The 18,151-nt window shown below is 63.3% G+C and carries 18 protein-coding genes; 8 read left to right on the forward strand and 10 right to left on the reverse strand.

Features of this window, described 5'->3' with window-relative positions:
- Positions 1-17 precede the first annotated feature (17 nt).
- From EOA75_RS12415 to EOA75_RS12450, 8 genes are all read left to right on the forward strand, one after another.
- The gene (locus EOA75_RS12415) at positions 18-2,267 is read left to right on the forward strand and encodes an ABC transporter permease (protein ID WP_127324347.1); all 2,250 of its coding nucleotides are present in this window, start codon (positions 18-20) and stop codon (positions 2,265-2,267) included.
- Complete coding sequence (locus EOA75_RS12420) at positions 2,260-3,042, forward strand: ATP-binding cassette domain-containing protein (protein ID WP_066990523.1); 783 nt, start codon at positions 2,260-2,262, stop codon at positions 3,040-3,042. The genes EOA75_RS12415 and EOA75_RS12420 overlap by 8 nt, the downstream gene beginning before the upstream one ends.
- Positions 3,043-3,234: 192 nt before the next feature.
- A complete protein-coding gene (locus tag EOA75_RS12425) occupies positions 3,235-4,263 on the forward strand; it encodes a LacI family DNA-binding transcriptional regulator (protein WP_067328901.1) in 1,029 nt (342 codons plus the stop codon).
- Positions 4,264-4,558: 295 nt separating this feature from the next.
- A complete protein-coding gene (locus EOA75_RS12430; protein ID WP_067328903.1) occupies positions 4,559-5,683 on the forward strand; it encodes a sugar ABC transporter substrate-binding protein in 1,125 nt (374 codons plus the stop codon).
- Positions 5,684-5,758: 75 nt separating this feature from the next.
- Positions 5,759-7,306 (forward strand): sugar ABC transporter ATP-binding protein, encoded by a 1,548-nt coding sequence (locus tag EOA75_RS12435; RefSeq protein WP_067328905.1) that lies wholly within the window; start codon positions 5,759-5,761, stop codon positions 7,304-7,306.
- Positions 7,303-8,283: an ABC transporter permease gene (locus tag EOA75_RS12440; protein ID WP_127324348.1), complete on the forward strand. Its 981-nt coding sequence runs from the start codon at positions 7,303-7,305 to the stop codon at positions 8,281-8,283. The genes EOA75_RS12435 and EOA75_RS12440 overlap by 4 nt, the downstream gene beginning before the upstream one ends.
- Positions 8,280-9,266 carry an ABC transporter permease gene (locus EOA75_RS12445; RefSeq protein ID WP_067328909.1) on the forward strand — a complete coding sequence of 329 codons (987 nt, stop codon included), beginning with the start codon at positions 8,280-8,282 and terminating at the stop codon, positions 9,264-9,266. The genes EOA75_RS12440 and EOA75_RS12445 overlap by 4 nt, the downstream gene beginning before the upstream one ends.
- Positions 9,267-9,346: 80 nt before the next feature.
- Positions 9,347-9,829 (forward strand): gluconokinase, encoded by a 483-nt coding sequence (locus EOA75_RS12450; protein WP_127324349.1) that lies wholly within the window; start codon positions 9,347-9,349, stop codon positions 9,827-9,829.
- Positions 9,830-9,912: 83 nt separating this feature from the next.
- On the opposite strand, the gene EOA75_RS12455 is transcribed toward EOA75_RS12450, so the two are convergent.
- The 10 genes from EOA75_RS12455 to EOA75_RS12495 all read right to left on the reverse strand — a co-directional run.
- Entirely contained in the window at positions 9,913-11,064 is a 1,152-nt protein-coding gene (locus EOA75_RS12455) for a hypothetical protein (protein ID WP_067328911.1), read from the reverse strand.
- A gap of 95 nt (positions 11,065-11,159) precedes the next feature.
- Positions 11,160-11,609 carry an Rrf2 family transcriptional regulator gene (locus EOA75_RS12460; RefSeq protein ID WP_013530871.1) on the reverse strand — a complete coding sequence of 150 codons (450 nt, stop codon included), beginning with the start codon at positions 11,607-11,609 and terminating at the stop codon, positions 11,160-11,162.
- Positions 11,610-11,864: 255 nt separating this feature from the next.
- Positions 11,865-12,854: a sulfate ABC transporter substrate-binding protein gene (locus EOA75_RS12465; protein WP_066990543.1), complete on the reverse strand. Its 990-nt coding sequence runs from the start codon at positions 12,852-12,854 to the stop codon at positions 11,865-11,867.
- Positions 12,855-13,055: 201 nt separating this feature from the next.
- Positions 13,056-14,096, reverse strand: coding sequence for a sulfate/molybdate ABC transporter ATP-binding protein (locus EOA75_RS12470; RefSeq protein ID WP_095802331.1), 1,041 nt, complete (start codon positions 14,094-14,096; stop codon positions 13,056-13,058).
- 52 nt (positions 14,097-14,148) lie between these two features.
- Positions 14,149-15,033: a sulfate ABC transporter permease subunit CysW gene (cysW, locus tag EOA75_RS12475; protein ID WP_067328919.1), complete on the reverse strand. Its 885-nt coding sequence runs from the start codon at positions 15,031-15,033 to the stop codon at positions 14,149-14,151.
- The gene (gene cysT, locus EOA75_RS12480; RefSeq protein WP_066990552.1) at positions 15,026-15,877 is read right to left on the reverse strand and encodes a sulfate ABC transporter permease subunit CysT; all 852 of its coding nucleotides are present in this window, start codon (positions 15,875-15,877) and stop codon (positions 15,026-15,028) included. Before cysT ends, cysW begins: the two co-directional genes overlap by 8 nt.
- Before the next feature lie 109 nt (positions 15,878-15,986).
- Positions 15,987-17,015 (reverse strand): sulfate ABC transporter substrate-binding protein, encoded by a 1,029-nt coding sequence (locus EOA75_RS12485; protein ID WP_095802332.1) that lies wholly within the window; start codon positions 17,013-17,015, stop codon positions 15,987-15,989.
- Between the two features lie 165 nt (positions 17,016-17,180).
- Positions 17,181-17,543 (reverse strand): M15 family metallopeptidase, encoded by a 363-nt coding sequence (locus EOA75_RS35745; RefSeq protein WP_348628660.1) that lies wholly within the window; start codon positions 17,541-17,543, stop codon positions 17,181-17,183.
- The gene (locus EOA75_RS35750) at positions 17,500-18,024 is read right to left on the reverse strand and encodes a M15 family metallopeptidase (protein ID WP_348628661.1); all 525 of its coding nucleotides are present in this window, start codon (positions 18,022-18,024) and stop codon (positions 17,500-17,502) included. The genes EOA75_RS35745 and EOA75_RS35750 overlap by 44 nt, the downstream gene beginning before the upstream one ends.
- Positions 18,017-18,151, reverse strand: a 135-nt coding sequence (locus EOA75_RS12495) for a hypothetical protein (RefSeq protein WP_164747362.1), incomplete at its 5' end; no start/stop codon positions are given. The genes EOA75_RS12495 and EOA75_RS35750, both read right to left, overlap by 8 nt.

Genomic DNA, 18,151 nt, shown 5'->3' on the forward strand with positions numbered 1-18,151 from the left:
GAACCCTTTATCAAAGAATGCCCGCTGAAGCTCTCGCTCGTCGCCTTCCACCCCAGCTCGTCGGCGGCTGGGAAATGGGATTGCTTGCCCTGCTGGCGCTGATCTATCTCGGCGGCGCTGCCGTCAATCCGACGTTTTTCGGCTCGCCGGAGGCGTTCCATGCACTGCTTCGCGATACCTCTCGGGTCGCCATCATCGCCGTCGGAATGACCTTCGTCATCATCAACAAGGACCTCGACCTTTCGGTCGGTTCCATCTACGGCCTTGTGGCCGTCGTTTTTGCGAGGCTGTTCGCGCCAAGCTTCGCCGATCTCGGCATCGTCATGTCGGTGACCGTCTGCGTCCTTCTTGGGATGGTGATCGGCCTCGTCAACGGCGTGCTCGTTACCATCCTAAAAGTGCCGGCGTTCATCGCCACCTTGACCACGCTTCTGATCGGCCGCGGCTTCGTCCTCGCCCTGACGCACGGTCAGGCGATCTACTATCCAGGCAAAGCGAAGGAGGCCCCGCTCTTCTTCCATCTCGGCGAGACGAACGTCTTCGGCTTCAACAACCAGATCGCAATCTTCGCGGTCGTTGCCGTGATCGGCGCCTACGTGCTCGCCAACACTCGCTGGGGCTACGAAACCTTTGCGACGGGCGGCAACGAGCAGGCAGCAGTCTATGCTGGCATACCGACGAACTGGGTGCGGATCCGTGCCTATCTGCTCTCGTCGCTCTGCGCCGCTGTTGCCGGCCTCCTGTCGGCCGCTCAGGACAAGGGCGTGACCCCGCTTTACGGCGTCAGCGGCGAACTGACCGTCATCGCCGCGGTGATCATCGGCGGCGCTTCCATTCTCGGCGGTCGCGGCCGCGTCGCCGGGTCCTGCCTCGGCGCCACGCTGGTCGTTCTGCTGGACAAGGTGCTGCGCGAGGGTTTGCCGATCACGCGCACCATCAAAATCGGCGAGGAGGAGGTGACGGTCAACGCCGTCTACTCCCTGCCAGTGGGCGCGGTTCCGGTCTTCCTCGGACTGCTGCTTGTCATCGCCGTGCTGATCGAACCCTATCTCATCCGCCGCCAGGTCGCGGCGCGCCTCTGGGCATGGCTGCGCGGCAGGCCGCCGCCCCCGGCCTTCGAGATCGGCGGGGTCGCGCTCGAGGGCGTGGTGACCAAGGGCGCGATGGCGACCGACATCGCACTGTCGGCAACGGGGTTCGGCAAGTTCCTCGCCCGGCGCGATGCCCTCGCCGTCATCCTGACAGTGGTGCTGTGGCTCACGGGCCTTTTCCTCAGGCCGGATTACTGGTGGAACCTGTCCAACACTTTCGCGATCCTGCTCAACTATACGGAACTGGCGCTGATCACGGTCGGGCTTACCTACGTCATCGCGGCCGGCGATATCGACCTCTCCGTCGGAGCCGTCCTGGCGCTCGCCGGCAGCGCGGCGGCCTATTTCCTGAAGGTCCTGGGCGCCGACCCCGTCACCGCTGTCGCGATGGGCCTCCTTGCGGGAATGCTTGCCGGCCTCGTCAACGCTGTCGTCGCCGTTGGCTTGAAACTGCCGGCCTTCATCGCAACGCTTGGCATGTTCTACATCGCCCGCGGCCTCGCGGCCTGGTTCGTCGCCGGGCAGCAGCTTACCGGCTGGCCGGAGGGCTACAATTTGCTCGGCCGCAAGGTGAATGACATCCTCCTTTACTTCAGCATCGTGCTTCCGGATGGCATCCTCAGAACACTGGCCGAGGTGGTCAGCGTGCAGACGGTCTGGATGATCTTCGTCGCCGGGATTGCCGGCGTCGTGCTCGCCTACACGCCGTTCGGGCAAAAGGTCTATGCAACCGGCGGCAACATCCGCGCCGCCGCCTATGCCGGCATCAACACCAACCGGGCGCGCTTCATCTCGCTCATGCTGGCGGCGTTCTGCGCGACGATGGCCGGGATCATCAACGTCGCCTATTTCCGAAGCTTCAACCCCGTTGCAGGCCAGTTCCGCGAACTCGACGCCATCGCGTCGGTGATAATCGGCGGCGGGTCGATCTTCGGCGGCTACGGCACCATGCTGGGTTCTCTGGCCGGTGCAGCCGTGATCACACTCGTTAGGGCCCTCCTGCAGCTCAATGTCCAGGGCTTCAGCATGCCGCAGCATTGGATCAATGTCTTCATCGGCGTCATCCTCATTGTCGCGGTGCTGATCGACATCTGGGTGCGCCAGGCCAATATCTTCGGTCGCCTGCGAGCCCGCCTCGCGCGAGGCGCACGAACCCGGGAAACCATTCATGCCTGATGCTGCGTTGCCTCAACCGATCGTGGAAATGCGAAGCATCGAAAAAGCCTTCGGTGCCGTTCAGGCGCTTCGGAAAGTCGATCTAGTGCTCTATCCCGGAGAGATCCTTGGACTGGTCGGCGACAACTCGGCCGGCAAGTCGACGCTCATGAAGATCCTGACCGGCGCCTATCAGCGCGACGCCGGCGAAATCCTCGTCGCCGGTCAACCGGTGCACTTCAAGAGTCCGCATGAGAGCCGCGATGCGGGCATCGAGATGATCTACCAGGATTTCGCTCTTTGCGGAAACATGGATGTCGGCCAGAACATCTTTCTCGGCCGCTGGCCGCGCAAAGGCCCTTTTGTCAATCGCCGCAAGATGTACGCGGAAGCCGATAGCGTGCTGAAGCGGCTGAAGGTGGACGTGAACTCCGTTTTCCAGAAGGTCGAGAGCCTGTCGGGCGGTCGCCAGCAATCCGTGGCGATTGCCCGCGCGATTTCGTTCGAGCCACGCGTCGTGATCCTCGACGAACCGACCGCCAATCTCTCGGTGATGGCGACCGCGCGGCTCCTCGAGACCATGCTGGAACTGAAAAGGCAGGGTGTTGCCCAGATCATCATCTCGCATCGGCTGGTCGACATTTTCGCCGTAGGCGACCGTGTCATGGTGCTCAAGCGCGGCGAGAATGTCGGCGACCGTCATGTCAGGAACACCGACGAGCACGAGGTCCTTGAGATCATCGTCTCCGGCACGCGGGAGCAGGCGCTTACGGCCGATCAAGCGAGGGCGGTCTGACCACCGAGGCATTGACCCCGGGGTTTATCGCCTCTGCCGGGGGTCGGCTGAACCAAAATTCGTCGGCTTGACAACGGCCATGGCCTGCGCGACCCAACCGGAATGGGACGGGCTGCGAAACATGGTTGCTGTGGCTAAACTGTTGATCGTCAACTCGCCGCTGCGCTCCTTTCGTGCAAAAAGGACAAGGCGGTGACAAGGCCGCGCTCGCGGCGCGGCGGCGGCCGCCCGACCATCGCCGACGTGGCGCGCAAGGCGGGCGTGGGCGCCATCACCGTGTCGCGTGCGCTGCGCGAGCCTGGGCGCGTTTCGGAAGATCTGCGCCGGCAGATACAGGTCGCCGTCGACGAGCTCGGCTACATCCCGGACCCCAATGCGCGCGCATTGGCCTCGGCGCGCGCGGAGGTCTTCGGCGTGCTGGTGCCGTCGCTCACCAACAATGTCTTTGCCGAAGTGGTGCGCGGCATCTATGACAGTCTTTCGGACAGCCCTTTCCGCATCCAGATGGGCAATACCCACTATTCGGGCTTGGAAGAGGAGCGGCTGCTGCAGCTATTCGCCTCGCAGCGCCCGGCGGCGCTTATCGTGGCCGGCATCGACCAGACACCGCAGTCGCGAAAGCTGCTGGAGACGGCCGGCTGCCCGGTGGTGCAAGTGATGGAGACCGGACACGATCCGGTCGATATGCTGGTCGGCTTCTCGCATTTCGACGGTGGCCGCGCTGCCACCGAGCACCTGATCGAGGCAGGTTATCGGCGCATCGGTTTCATCGGCGCGCGCATGGACCCGCGCTCGCAGCGGCGCCTTGCCGGCTATCGCGCGGCCATGGAGTCGGCCGGCCTGTTCGATCCCCGCCTGGTCACCACCACGCCGCTACTGTCCAGCGTGACGCTCGGCCGCGAGCTTTTGCGCGATGCTCTGGCCAAGATGCCGTCGCTCGACGGCGTCTTCTGCAACAATGACGATATCGCGCTGGGGGTCTTGTTCGAATGTCGCCGCGCCGCCATCGCGGTACCGAAGGCCATCGGCATCGTCGGCTTCAACGACCTCGACATGATGCAGGCGGCGTTCCCGTCGGTCACCAGCGTTCGCACGCATCGTTATGAAATCGGACGGCAGGCAGTGGCGATGGCGCTGGCGGCGATTGCGGGCCGGAGGCCCCAGCAGAGGGTTGTCGATCTCGGTTTCGAGCTCATTCGCCGCGAGAGCACCGCACGTTGAAACACGCAAAGACGACTGTGCAAATGCCGGTTTACTACCTTGCATGGTAGCGCTACCATCTTCTGCGTCGAGTAGTAAGGCGGCGGACTTGAGGCGCTGTTTATTATACATAAGCAAACAGTCCGTACTTGTTTATTATGTATAATATGATAGTTTGCTGATTTGCCCTCAGGCGAGGCAAGAGGAGGCAGCGGGCGGCAAAGGTCGGCCGGCAGGCGATTGGATGCGGCAGGAGGTGCCGGCCAAAACGCCAGGACTTAATCAACAAGCAGAACTGCAACTGGGAGGAATACTGATGATCAAGTCACTTGTTGGCGGTGTGGTTGCCGCCACTGCATTTGTCATGCTGAGCTCGTCGGCGATCGCCGATCCGGAAATCGTCAAAGGGCCCTCGGCCGAGCCCGACTGCTTCGCGCCCTGGGCGGCCGACACACAATTCTTCAAATATCCGAAGAAGGAAGGGCCCTATCGCATCGCGCTCGCGAACGGCTATATCGCCAATACCTGGCGCATCCAGATGATCCAGACGGCCAAAGCCTATGCCGCGCAGCCGGACGTTGCCAAGAAGCTGAAGGAATTCAAGGTGGTGTCGACCGGCGAGGATGTGCCGGCGCAGATCTCGGCGATCAATAACTTCATCGATTCCGGCTTCGACGCGATCGTCGTCAACGCCCAGAACCCGACCGCGTTCGGGCCTGTGATCAAGCGCGCCAAGGACGCCGGTGTCATCCTGGTTGCCTTTGACAACATCCTCGACACCAAGGACGCCATCAACGTCAATGTCGACCAGAAGGGGCTCGGCGAATTGTGGGGCAAATGGCTGGTCTCTCACGTTCCGAACGGCGGCAAAGTGCTTGAGGTGCGCGGTGTCGCGGGTACCTCCGTCGATACCGACCGGCACAATGGCATTCACGAGGTTCTCAACGCGTCGGGCAAGAAATGGGATGTCACCGAAGTCGTCGGCAAGTGGGACGACGGCGTGGCGCAGAAAGCCACGGCCGACGCGATCGCCACCAGCGGACCGTTCGACGGCATCACAGGGCAAGGCGGCGATACCGGCATCGTGCAGGCGATGATCGACGCCAAGCATCCGTTCGTCCCGTTCGGCGGCGAGACGGAAAACGGCTTCCGCAAATTCTGCGCGGCGCATGCGGCGGACGGGCTGAAATGTTCGTCGGCCGGTACCGGCCCGGCGCAGGTTGCCGTTGCCATCAAGACGGCGATTGCCGCGCTCGAAGGCAATGTCGTGCCGCAGTCGGTCAAGCTGCCTTTGGCCATCGTCGAGGATCCGAACTTCAAGGCAGGGCAGGACTACTTCCCCGATCAGTCCGACAATTTCTTCGTCGGCAATTCCTTCCCGACCTGCGGCATCAATTTCACCGCGCAGGAAATCATGGGCCAGACCAAGGAAAACAAATAGTCTGACGGACCGGCGTCGCGGAAGCCGCGGCGCCGGCCGCTTGATGCCAATCACGAACTGGCCTGGGGAGGGCTGATGAACGGCGCGGCTCCGCTCTTCCGCATGGAAGGCATATCCAAGCGCTATGGCGGCGTGCGCGCCCTGGAAAAGGCCGATCTCACCGTCACGGCCGGCAGCATCCACGCCATTCTCGGTGAGAACGGCGCCGGCAAATCGACTTTGATCAAGGTCATGGCCGGTGTCGTCGCGCCGGATGAAGGTACCATGACCCTGGACGGCCGCGAGGTGACATTTGCTTCGCCCGCCGCGGCAAACCAGGCCGGCATCGTCTGCATCTTCCAGGAGCTGTCGCTCATTCCGGAGCTGAGCGTCGCCGACAACATCGTCATATCCGACCCGCCGAAACGCTTCGGCATGATCGATCGCAAGGCGCAACGGCGCCTCGCGGAACAGGCGCTTGCCCGCGCCGGTGCCGCCGATATTCACCCCCTGGCGCTGATCAAGGACCTGCCGCTCTCGCGACGACAGATGGTCGAGATCGCCAAGGCGTTGGCCAGGAAGCCGCGCATCCTGATCCTCGACGAAGCGACGTCGGCGCTGACCGCCGCCGATGTCGCGAAGGTCTTCGAGGTGCTGAAGCGGTTGCGCCAGGAAGGGCTGGCGCTGCTCTATATCTCCCACCGAATGAACGAGATCTCCGAGCTTGCCGACCAGTGCACGGTGTTTCGCAACGGCCGCAATGTTGCCAGCTATCGGGCTGGATCGAAGAGCGACAACGAAGTCGTCGAGCTGATGATCGGCCGGGAATACAGCCACATCTTTCCGCCGAAGCCGACCAGGCCCCAGACGGTTGCGGCTCCTGTGCTGGAGGTGCGCAACCTGTCCTGGAGCGATAGGCTGGACAATATCTCGCTCTCGGTTGCGGCCGGCGAGGTGGTAGGATTGGGCGGGCTCGACGGCCAGGGTCAGCGTGAGCTGCTGCTGGCGTTCTTCGGCGTTCTGCGAGGTCTTTCCGGGCAGATCCTGGTCGACGGCAAGAAGGTTTCGATTGCCAGCCCGGCAGCCGCCAGCGATGACCGTATCGGCATGGCGCTGATCCCGGAAGACCGCAAGACGGAAGGGCTGATGCTGCCGATGACGGTGCGCGAGAACCTTTCCTTCGCAGCACTAGACAGGCTGTCCAAGGCCAGCGTCATCGACCGTGCCGCCGAGCAGCGGCTGATCGATGACATGGTTGAATTACTGGCCATCAAGACGGCGGGGCTCGATATCCCTGTCGGGGCGCTGTCCGGCGGCAACCAGCAGAAGGTGGTGATCGCCAAATGGCTGATGCGGCAGCCGCGCATCATTCTGCTCAACGATCCGACGCGCGGCATCGATGTCGGCACCAAGCAGGAGCTCTATCAGCTGATGCGTAAGCTCGCCGACGCCGGCGCCGCGATATTGTTTTATTCGACCGACTATGACGAGCTGATCGGCTGCTGCGACCGCGTGCTCGTGCTTTATGACGGCGCCATCAAGCGCGAGCTGGTTGGCGCCGATATCACCGAGCACGCGCTGATCGCCAGCGCGCTGAATATCCACGGCGGCAGCGGGCGGGCAGAACAAGGAGAGGGCGCGTGAAGGATTGGCGCTATTGGCTGGCCGAACAGCGCGGAACGCTGCTGGCGTTCGCCATCTTCATCGTCATGTTCGCGATCTACAGCGGCAATCATCCAGCCGGCTTCACGGCCAATGTCGTGCAGACGGCGGCGAACAAGGGCGTTCTGCTTGCCCTCGTGGCGATGGCGCAAACGCTGGTTGTGATCACCGCCGGCATCGATCTCTCGGTCGGCATGATCTTCACGCTGACCAATTGCATGGCTTCCTGGCTCGTCATCGGCACGGGTCTCGAGACGGCGTTCGGATTGGTGGCTGTGCTTGGCACCGGGCTCGTCTGCGGGGCAATCAACGGCGCCATCGTGATCTACGGGCGCCTGCAGCCGATCGTCGCTACGATAGCCACGGGCGCCGTCTATTTCGGTCTCGCGCTGCTTTTGCGACCGGTTCCCGGCGGATCGGTCAACGAGGACGTCGCCGATTTCCTGACAGGGCGCTTCTTCGGCGTCGTGCCGGCAAGCCTGATGGCGCTGTTCGTCGTCGTGCTTGTCGTGTGGATGCCGTTCCGCCGCTCCGAGCTCGGGCGCGCCGCTTATGCTGCGGGCTCGTCGGAAACGGCAGCCTATATGTCGGGTGTGCCGATCCGCAGGGGCAAGTTCCTTGCCTACACGCTGGCCGGACTGCTTGCCGCGATTGGCGGCCTGTTCCTCACCTTCTTTACCTATACGGGCGAGGCTGCCTATGCGAGCGGCAATGCCTACACGTTGTTCTCGATCGCGGCAGTTGTGCTCGGCGGCGTCTCGCTGTTCGGGGGCAAAGGCAGCGCTATTGGCGCGATCTTCGGAGCGCTCGCCTTCCGCACCATCGGCGACCTGCTGTTCGTCTTCGATTTCGACCCGCTCTGGCAGCCGCTGTTCCAGGGCATCATCCTGTTGATCGCGGTCAGCCTCGGCGCCTTCGCGCTGTTTCGGGTGCGCAACCGGCTGGAGTGGTTCCTGTGAGCGAAACGACGCTTGGCGGCATCGCCAGCCGCATGCCGAAATTCATCCGCCGCGCCGATCCGGCGGTGGCGACCGCCTTTGCCTGCATCGTTATCCTGCTTCTGCTAGGTAGCCTCTATTCGCGCAGTTTTCTCTCGCCGGAATATCTCCTGCAGCAGCTGAAGGTCGCGTCATTCCTCGGCGTGATCGCCACCGGCATGATGCTGGTAATCCTGCTCGGCCAGATCGACCTTTCCGTGCCGTGGTCGGTGGCGACCGGCGCGATGATGGCCTGTGCCGCAGCAGCCTACGGTCCGGTCGGCGTCGCGCTCGCCATCCCGTTCGGCGTCCTGTGCGGGGTCGCGATCGGCATCGTCAACGGCGCCGGCGTGGCTTATTTGCGCATTCCCTCGATGATCATCACTCTAGCCACCAACGCCGTCGCGCAAGGGCTGATGGTGGTCTATACGGGCGGGTTCTCGCCGCAGGATTCGGCGACAGCGGCGATGCGCTACCTTGCGACCGGCTTCACCATTCCGGGGGTGCCGAACGCGGTGATCATCTGGGCGCTGATAGGGGCGGCAATGGTTTTCGTGCTGACCCGCACCTCCTTCGGCCGCGTCGTTTACGGCATCGGTAACCGTGAGCGCGCCGCCTATCTTTCCGGAATCGACACGCGCCGCGTGGTGCTGATTGCCTTTGCCGTCTCCGGCGGGCTCTCGGCCTTCGGGGGCGTCCTGCTCGCGGGCTACGCATCGAAGGCGGCGCAGTCGATGGGCGACGCCTATCTGTTGCCGTCGATCGCCGCCGTGGTGCTGGGCGGCACTTCGATCCTCGGCGGCCGCGGCTCATATCTTGGCACCGTCGCCGGCGTGATCCTGATCACGCTGCTGCAATCGATCCTGTCGGTCATGCAGATGCCGGAGGCGGGGCGGCAGATCATTTACGGCGTCGTGATCGTGGCCATGCTTTTGCTCTATGGCCGTGCGCCGGCAAGCCGCTGACTGTGGATGAAGGATCGTAAGGTCACAGCCGTCGGAGGTTTCCATTGAACGACATCCGGTCAGCGCCGGCCATAGTCGTGATGGGGGTCGCCGGCTGTGGCAAGACGGTGATGGGCGAAGTGCTGGCCGAGGCGCTGGGCGCGGTCTTCATCGAGGGCGACCGGTTGCATCCGCCGAAAAACGTGGCGCGCATGGCGCGCGGCGAGCCGCTGACGGATGCGTTGCGCGAGGGTTGGCTCGATGCCATCGGCGAGCGCATCGCAGCCTCGGTCGGCGAGGGACACAAGCCGGTGGCGGCCTGTTCGGCGCTGAAGCGCAGCTACCGGAACCGGCTGCTCAGCTTTTGCCCGGGCATCGTCTTCCTCTATCTGAAGATCGATCGCGAGACTGCCCGGCGACGGGTGTCGGGGCGCAAAGGCCATTTCATGCCGGCGAGTCTGGTCGACAGCCAGTTCGCGACCCTGGAAGAACCGGAGCCGGACGAACCGGCGGTGACGGCGGATGGCGCGCGGAGCGTCGCCGCCATCCTTAAGCAAGCACTGAGCTCAAGCCCCTCGAGCTGAACAGGTTCAGGCGACGCACTTTTCAGTCTTCGTTCTGATGCATGTCGTTGACCCAAAACCGCTGCGCGTCTGGGGGAAATGCATTATGCGGCGTCGGCGCCGATCGCGGCTTGATCCTGCTGTCCGGTGAGCCGGTTGGCGCTGGACCAGGCCATCATCTGCTCGGGATGCAGTTTGACCGCTTCCAGCAGCCGGTCGCGCTTGAGCAGGATATAGGCCGCTTGCAGAACGAGGTTCTTTGCCGCCACGTCCTTTGCCGGCCGGGATGCAGGCTGGACAGCGTTGGGCTTCAGTTCGGGACTGACGATCGCCCGGTATTCGCGAAAGGGCACTGTCTCCAGGGTCGACATGCCAAACAGCGCAGCGCCGGCGCGCGCCGCAAAATTCGCCGGCGCCGAGGCGAGGTGGGTCCAGCCACGCTCGCCCATGGCGCTCTCGGTGAAGGTAGATCCCGCGTGGATGGTGTTGGTCATCAGCACGACTCCGTTCTCCTTCAGCGTCTTCTGGATGCGCGCCGTAACCTGGTAGGCTTCGGCGCGCTCAAAGACGATGCGGCTCTTCAGAAACCGGTTTTCGACCTCGACCAGCGGCTTGTTGATCACATGCAGGCCGAATTTGCTTTCCGAAAAGCCGTGGAAGTTGACGCTCACCTGGTGCGCTTCGATGCCGGCTTCGAAGAGGGCGCGCTTGCCCATGATGGTCTGGGCGACGAACTGATCGCACCAGACGATGGCGCCGCGGCCGCGCTGCAAGGCCTCGCGCAAGCCGTCGATGCCTTCCAGCCGGATCGCCGGCGACCAGCGCCTGCCAGGCGCCAGATGAGCGGCAAGCATCAGACGGCGGCGATGCGCGGCGGCGAGATGTCCCCTGAAAAGGCTTCGCGTGTCGGCATCATCGCCAAGCACCGCTTTGATCGCCACGTCATACCGCGCGAAATCCTTGCGAAAATGACGCTTGCGTCGAAGCGTCGAAACCCAATCGCAGATCGGCGCCCACCAGGCCACCGGCAGCACCGCCGCCACCCCGAGATAGAACATGGATAGCAGGCTTTCGCGCAGATCCTTGTTGGAGACGCTGCGCAACTTGCCGGGGCGGAGGAGCTTGCGGCTGAAGAAGCGGACGGTCTCGCCGCGCTCCGGCACTGCAACGTCGGCGATGATCTCGGTATGATAGATGCTGGCGGATGACGGTTGCCGATTGGCCCTGCGGGACTTGCCAAGCCGAGGCAGCCTCATGCGTTAGATACCCCCAAACCTTGATCCATCCGTCAGCCGATTTACAGCGTCTGTCGCGGACAGACAACCAACGGCGAGACGGCGCGGCTGAGCGGTCAGATCTGCGACGTGAGTTCGACCGGGAAATCGTCGTTGTCGGCGTCGCGCATGGCGGCGAGGCTGCGGTTGTCGAGCACCTCGGCGATCGCCTGGCGCACTTCCAGCATCATGTGGCGGACCTGGCACGTCGCCTCGTCGCAGTCCTCGCAGCGCTGATATTGCGTGCGGCTGGCGCAAGGGATCGGCGCCAGCGGCCCGTCGAGCACGCGCACGACATGGCCGATCTTGATCTCGGAAGCGGGCCTGGCGAGGCGATAGCCGCCTTCCTTGCCCTTGCGGCTCTGGACGAAGCCGGCATTGCGCAATTCGCCCAGAATGGCGTCCAGGAACTTCTTCGGGATGTTGTTTGCGACCGCTATGTCGTTGACGAATGCAAGCTGGCCAGCCGGCAGGCCGGAAAGATGCACGAGGGCCTTGAGGCCATATTTGCCTTTTTTGGTCAGCATGCCCGATTCAGTTTATCAAACCCCAAGCGCCTGCATCTGGCGGTTGTTTGTGTGCAAATCATGACAGTTTGGCCGCGCTACGCGGCTTGGCACAACAATTCATCGACACAGGTTAGGCACAAACGCGTTGATTCTTCGTAATGTTTTTCACATTGGCCGCGTCGATTTCGCCGGCAAAGTGATGCCGGCTCCAGATTGAAAAAGCCGGCGATGCCGACGGCGATGACGGCTTTCCACTTCTTTTGATTGTAAGCGCTACCGGCTGCCATAGGCCTGATCGAGCAAGCCGCCTGCCGCGAAATGCTCTTTCTGCACCCTGTCCCAGCCGCCGAAGACCTCGTCTACCGTCAACAGGCGCACGTCGGGAAACTCGGCCTTGTATTTGGCGGCCACTGCTGCGTCGCGGGCCCGCAGGCCGTTGCGGGCGGCAATGTCCTGGCCCTCGGGCGAATAGAGGAATTCGAGATAGGTCTTGGCGAGATCGCGGCTGCCGTGCTCGTCGGCGATCTTATCGACGATCGCCACCGGGAATTCGGCCAGCAGGCTGACTGAAGGCGTGACCTGCTCGAACTTGTCGTCGCCATATTCCCTGCGGATGCCGCGCGTTTCGGATTCGAAGGTGATCAGCACGTCGCCGATCTCGCGCTGCACGAAGGTGGTGGTGGCGGCGCGGCCGCCGGTGTCGAAGATCGGCACGTTGGCGAACAGCTTGGCGATGAACTCCTTCACCTTGGCGTCGTCGCCCTTGAAGGCCTCCTTGGCGTAAGCGGTGGCAGCGAGATAGGTATAGCGCGCATTGCCTGATGTCTTCGGGTTGGGGAAGATCACCTGCACGTCGTCACGCACCAGATCGTTCCAGTCCTTGATGTGCTTGGGATTGCCAGCACGAACAAGGAAGGACGGCAGCGAATAGAAAGGCGATGCGTTGTCTGGGAAATCCTTCTGCCAGTCCGCGGAGATCAGACCCCTCTTGACCAGGAAATCGACGTCGGTGACCTGGTTGAAGGTGACGACGTCGGCTGCCAAACCTTCCGCGATGGCACGAGCCTGCGCCGAGGTTCCGGCGTGGGACTGATCGACGGTCACGCCGGGATGCTGAGCGATGAAAGCCTTGTTGATGTCGGCAAACAATTCGCGGCCGACGTCGTAGGAGGCATTGAGCAGCTTGTCGGCCGACCAGGCTTGGGAGGACGCGAGGACGACGAAGCCGGCAAGCGTGGCAATACCCAGCAATAAGCGCTTCATGAAAACGGTCCTCCTCCAGACAATCAGAACTATGGTGTGACCATAAAAAGGAAAGCCTGGCTGCGCGAGGCACGCGGCCCGGGGGACGCACGAGCAGCGGGAAAATCTCCCGCCCGAACAGCCGCTTGGTAGGATTTTCTTCCAACCTGATTCATCGCGGCTCCTCTACCGGGCGCCTGGACGTGGCAGGCGGCAAATAGGTCAGGAGGCCGGGAAAAGCTTCCAGCGCCTCGGCCTGAAAGCGACCCGGCTCTTCTGTGCCGCCGGATGGTCGACCGGCAGCTCGATCTCGACGCGCTGACGCTCGCCGCCGATCTCGAGCTCGACCCGCCTTGTGCCGGCGACGCGGCGGCTGGCGGCGACCGTCCCGGCAATGCAGCCGCTGCAGCCGTCGAGCAGCTCGACATCGTGCGGACGAAAGTAGAGCAGGGCCTCTCCCGACGGCGCACGCGGCGCCTGCAGGCCGACCGGTCGGTCGGCGAGCCAGATCTCGCCATTGTCGACCTTGACCGGCAGCGAGCTCGATTCGCCGATGAAGCTGTAGACGAAAGGCGAGTTCGGCGTGTCGTAGATCTCGTCGGCCGAGCCGACCTGCTCGATGCGACCTTGGCTCATGACGACAACGCGGTCGGCGAGTTCGAGCGCCTCCTCCTGGTCGTGGGTAACGAAGACGGTGGTGTGGCCGGTGGCGTCGTGGATTTCGCGCAGCCAGCGGCGCAGCTCGCGGCGCACCTGCGCGTCAAGCGCGCCGAACGGCTCGTCGAGCAAAAGCACCTTGGGCTCGATGGCCATGGCGCGGGCGAGCGCGACGCGCTGGCGCTGGCCGCCGGAAAGCTGCGCCGGATAACGCTTTTCCAGCCCCGACAGTTGGACGAGGTCGAGGAGTTCCGAGGCGCGGCGGCGGATCTCCTGCGCCGAGGGACGCGCGGCGCCGTGCCGGACCTTGAGGCCGAAGCCGATATTGTCGGCAACCGTCATGTGGCGGAACAGAGCGTAATGCTGGAACACGAAACCGACATTGCGCTCCTGGATCGACTTCTGCGAAGCATCCTCTTCGCCGAAGAAGATGGCGCCCTTGGTCGGCCGCTCCAGGCCGGCGATCAGGCGGAGCAGCGTCGTCTTGCCGGAACCGGATGGCCCGAGCAGCGCGATAAGCTCGCCCGACCTGATGTCGAGCGAGACGTCGTGGAGCGCCGGAAACCGCTCGAACTCCTTGCGCACGTTGACAACGCGAACTTCCATACAGATCCCTCAATCAGTTGATGCATGCTACGCGGTTTCGGGCGGCATGCATCTAATGTCCGCGCGTCGCGGCAATCTCGGCGCCGTACCGCATCTCCAGAAGTGTTTTCAAGACCAGCGTCACCAAAGCCAGACCGGCGAGCAGCGAAGCGACCGCGAAGGCGCCGACGGCGTTATACTCATTGTAGAGAATTTCCACATGCAGCGGCATGGTGTTGGTGAGGCCGCGAATATGACCCGAGACCACCGACACGGCGCCGAACTCGCCCATGGCGCGCGCGTTGCAGAGTAGCACGCCGTAGAGCAGGCCCCATTTGACGTTGGGCAGCGTCACATACCAGAAGGCCTGCCAGCCATTGGCGCCGAGTGACAGGGCCGCCTCCTCGTCGCCATTGCCCTGTTCCTGCATCAGCGGGATCAGCTCGCGGGCGACAAAGGGGAAAGTGACGAAGATGGTTGCGAGCACAATGCCCGGCACGGCGAACAGGATGACGATGCCATGCGCCTTCAGCCACGCGCCGAGCAGGCCTTGCGCCCCGAAGAGGAGCACATAAACCAGGCCGGAAATGACGGGCGACACCGAGAACGGCAGGTCGATGAGTGTGGTCAGAAAGGCCTTGCCCTTGAACTCGAACTTGGCGATCGCCCAGGCAGCCGAGATGCCGAAAATGAGGTTGAGCGGCACGGAGATCGCCGCCACCAGCAGCGTCAGGCGGATCGCCGAGCGCGTGTCGGGGCTGGCAAGCGCCTCCGTGTAGGCGCCGATGCCTTTACTAAGCGCCTCGTGGAAGACAACGATCAGCGGCAGAAGCAGGAAGACGGCGAGGAAGGCGAAGGCTATTCCCATCGCCACCCAGCGCACCGGCCTGCTTTCGGTCACCGCGGCCGACTGGCTTTCGTGATGCGGTTCGTAGGATTTGATCTCGGGATCAGCCATAGCGCTTGCGGCTCCATGTCTGGACGAGGTTGACGACCAAAAGCATCACGAAGGACAGCGCCAGCATGATCGCGGCAATCGCGGTCGCCGCCTCGTAATTGTATTCCTCGAGCCGGATGACGATGAGGAGCGGCGCGATCTCCGACTTGAAGGGCAGGTTGCCGGCGATGAAGATGACCGAGCCGTATTCGCCGACACCGCGCGCGAAGGCGAGCGAGAAGCCGGTGACGATGGCCGGCGCCAGTCCCGGGAAGAGCACACGAGTGATGGTCTGGAAGCGGTTGGCGCCAAGCGTGGCGGCAGCTTCCTCGACCTCCCTGTCGAGCTCCTCCATGATTGGCTGGACGGTGCGCACCACGAAGGGTAGGCCGATGAACACCAAGGCGATGACGATGCCGAGCGGGGTGTAGGCGACCTTTATGCCGAGCGGCATCAGAAGCTGGCCGATCCAGCCATTCGGCGCGTAGAGTGTGGTGAGCGCGATACCGGCGACTGCGGTGGGCAAGGCGAAGGGCAGGTCGACCATCGCATCGGCGATGCGTCGGCCGGGGAAGCGGTAGCGGACCAGCACCCAGGCGACGATGGTGCCGAAGACGACGTTGACCGCGGCGGCCAGGAAGGCGGTGCCGAAGCTGATCTTCAGCGCATTGAGAGTGCGCCGGTCGACGGCGATCGCCCAGAAGTCGGTCCAGCCGAGCGCGGCCGAACGCCAGACCAGCCCCGAAAGCGGAATGAGGATGATGAGCGTGAGGTAGGCAAGCGAGAAGCCGAGCGTCAATCCGAAGCCCGGAATGACACTCGGCTGTCTGAACCGCCACCCCGCCTTGGCGGGTGCTGTGTTCATGCTGTTCTGGATCGTCCCTTCTTACTCAGACCAGAGTGCCCTTCGCCTCGGCTCGGGCACTCGTACAATAGACCCAATCAGGTTTCATCCGGCCTATGGCCGCCATGCTTCATTGGGCGGGCTTGTAAATCTGGTCGAATATACCACCGTCGCCGAAATGATAAGGCTGCGCCTTCTTCCAACCGCCGAATTGCGGATCGTCGATGGTGACGAGCTTGATTGCCGGTAGCTTGGCGAGATCCTCGGCAGGCACCAGGTCGGGCTTGGCCGGACGATAGTGGTTCTTGGCGATGATGATCTGGGCTTCCTTCGAATAGAGCCAGCTCAGATAAGCCTCGGCGACCTTGCGGGTGCCCTTGGCGTCGACATTGCCGTCGACGACGGCGACCGGCGGCTCGGCCAGGATCGAGGTCGGCGGGTAGACGATGTCGAAATTGTCGGCGCCGAATTCATCGAGCGCGAGATAGGCTTCGTTCTCCCAGGCGATCAGCACGTCGCCCAGCCCCTTCTGCGCAAAGGTCACCGTCGAGCCGCGGGCACCGGTATCGAGGACGGGGACATTCGCATAGAGCTTGCCGACGAACTCCTTGGTCTTGGCTTCGTCATTGCCGTCATTGGCATTGGCATAGGCCCAGGCGGCGAGGTAGTTCCAGCGCGCGCCGCCCGAGGTCTTCGGGTTCGGCGTGATTACCTGGACGCCGTCCTTCACCAGATCGCTCCAGTCATGGATGCCCTTGGGATTGCCCTTGCGCACCAGGAAGATGATGGTCGAGGTGTAGGGGGCCGAGTTGTTCTCGAACTTCGTGCGCCAGTCCGGATTGATCTTTTTCGTCTTCGCGGCAATGGCGTTGATGTCGCCCTCGAGCGCCAGCGTCACGACATCGGCGTCGAGACCGTCGATGACGGCTCGCGCCTGGGCGCCGGATCCGCCATGCGACTGTTGGATGGTAACGGTTTCTCCGGTCTCCGCCTTCCAGTGCGCGGTGAAGGCCTCGTCATAGGCTTTGTAGAGCTCACGTGTCGGGTCGTAGGACACATTGAGAATGGTCGTATCGGCAAACGCGAAACCGAGCGAGCCGAACTGGACAGATGTGGCGACCAGCGCGCCGAGCAGTTTCCCGAAATGAGGGTTGGTCATTTCCGCCTCCGTTGAACGGCCCGAACTCTAGCGAATTTATAGAAATTAGATGCACTCAATGTTGCCTTTTTCATCTCCTTGCAGCAATTTTTCGCCGAGGGGCGGCCAGTCGAGGAAATATCTTCCTCACTTGCCAGCAGCGTGGTTCCTCGTCAGCGGGCCTAATTAGAACCGGTCGCGGTCACGGCAAGCCGTGTGGCCCCAGTCGGCGGTCACCGGAAAATCGAAGCGCTGCTTTGGGAACGGCTCGTCGGCGAGGGTGAAATGCCACCATTCGCGCGCATAGTTGCGGAAGCCGGCGGCGCGCATGGCCGAAAGCAGCATCGTGCGGTTTGCCGTCGCTTGGAGGGGCAGCGGGCGGTGGGCCGTCTCGCTCGCCGAATCGAAACAGTCGAATCCGGTGCCGAAGTCGAGCGTGCGGGCGTCAGTCGCGCCGCAAGCGGAATGAGCCGGGCTTGTCTTGTCAAGCTCAGCGACGGCGAGGTCAACGGTCGAGCCCCCGCGAGTGGCTGGACAGTTCGCCGACATAGCCCTCGGCGATGAGGTCGCCGTGCTCGACCGTCGGATACCATTGCGGATCGGGCGGGCCGCCTTGCCTTGTCCATCTGACCATGTCGGCGACGGCGCGTGCCGGGCGGTAACAGTCGAAGACGATCAGCGTGAGGCCCTCGGCCGTCATTGCTTTCTGGACGCCGGACAGCGCCTTCGCCGCCGGCGCGGTCAGGATGCAGACCGGCGCTTCGTAGCCGTCGACCTCGCGCTGCAGGAAGTTTCCCAGCCCGGCATAGCGGATGTGGTGGCGAATGGTCGGATCGACATCGGCGAGCCGGACGAATCCGGCGGGCAGGGGGTCGGCGTGGGCGGAGAAGGCAGCCAGGAGAGCCAGTGCCGGGAGGATTATAGCTGCTCCCGCTGAAGGACGGGTGTGCTTCGCAATAAGCCTCGAGAGAAGTGCCTTTCGATCCTTGAAAGGCGCAACGCGCCGAATCGCTTGCCCGCTTCTATTCAACGAAAACCTTCACGCTGGCCGCGCGCCCGGCGGCGTCGATAACGGTGAGCGTCGAATAGCCGGTGCCGTCGGGCTGCCAGGTCGCGGTGCGGCGGCGGTCGATGCCGGCGAGCGGCTTGCCGTTGGC

The organism is Mesorhizobium sp. M1A.F.Ca.IN.022.07.1.1 (assembly GCF_003997575.1).
GTDB lineage: Bacteria > Pseudomonadota > Alphaproteobacteria > Rhizobiales > Rhizobiaceae > Mesorhizobium.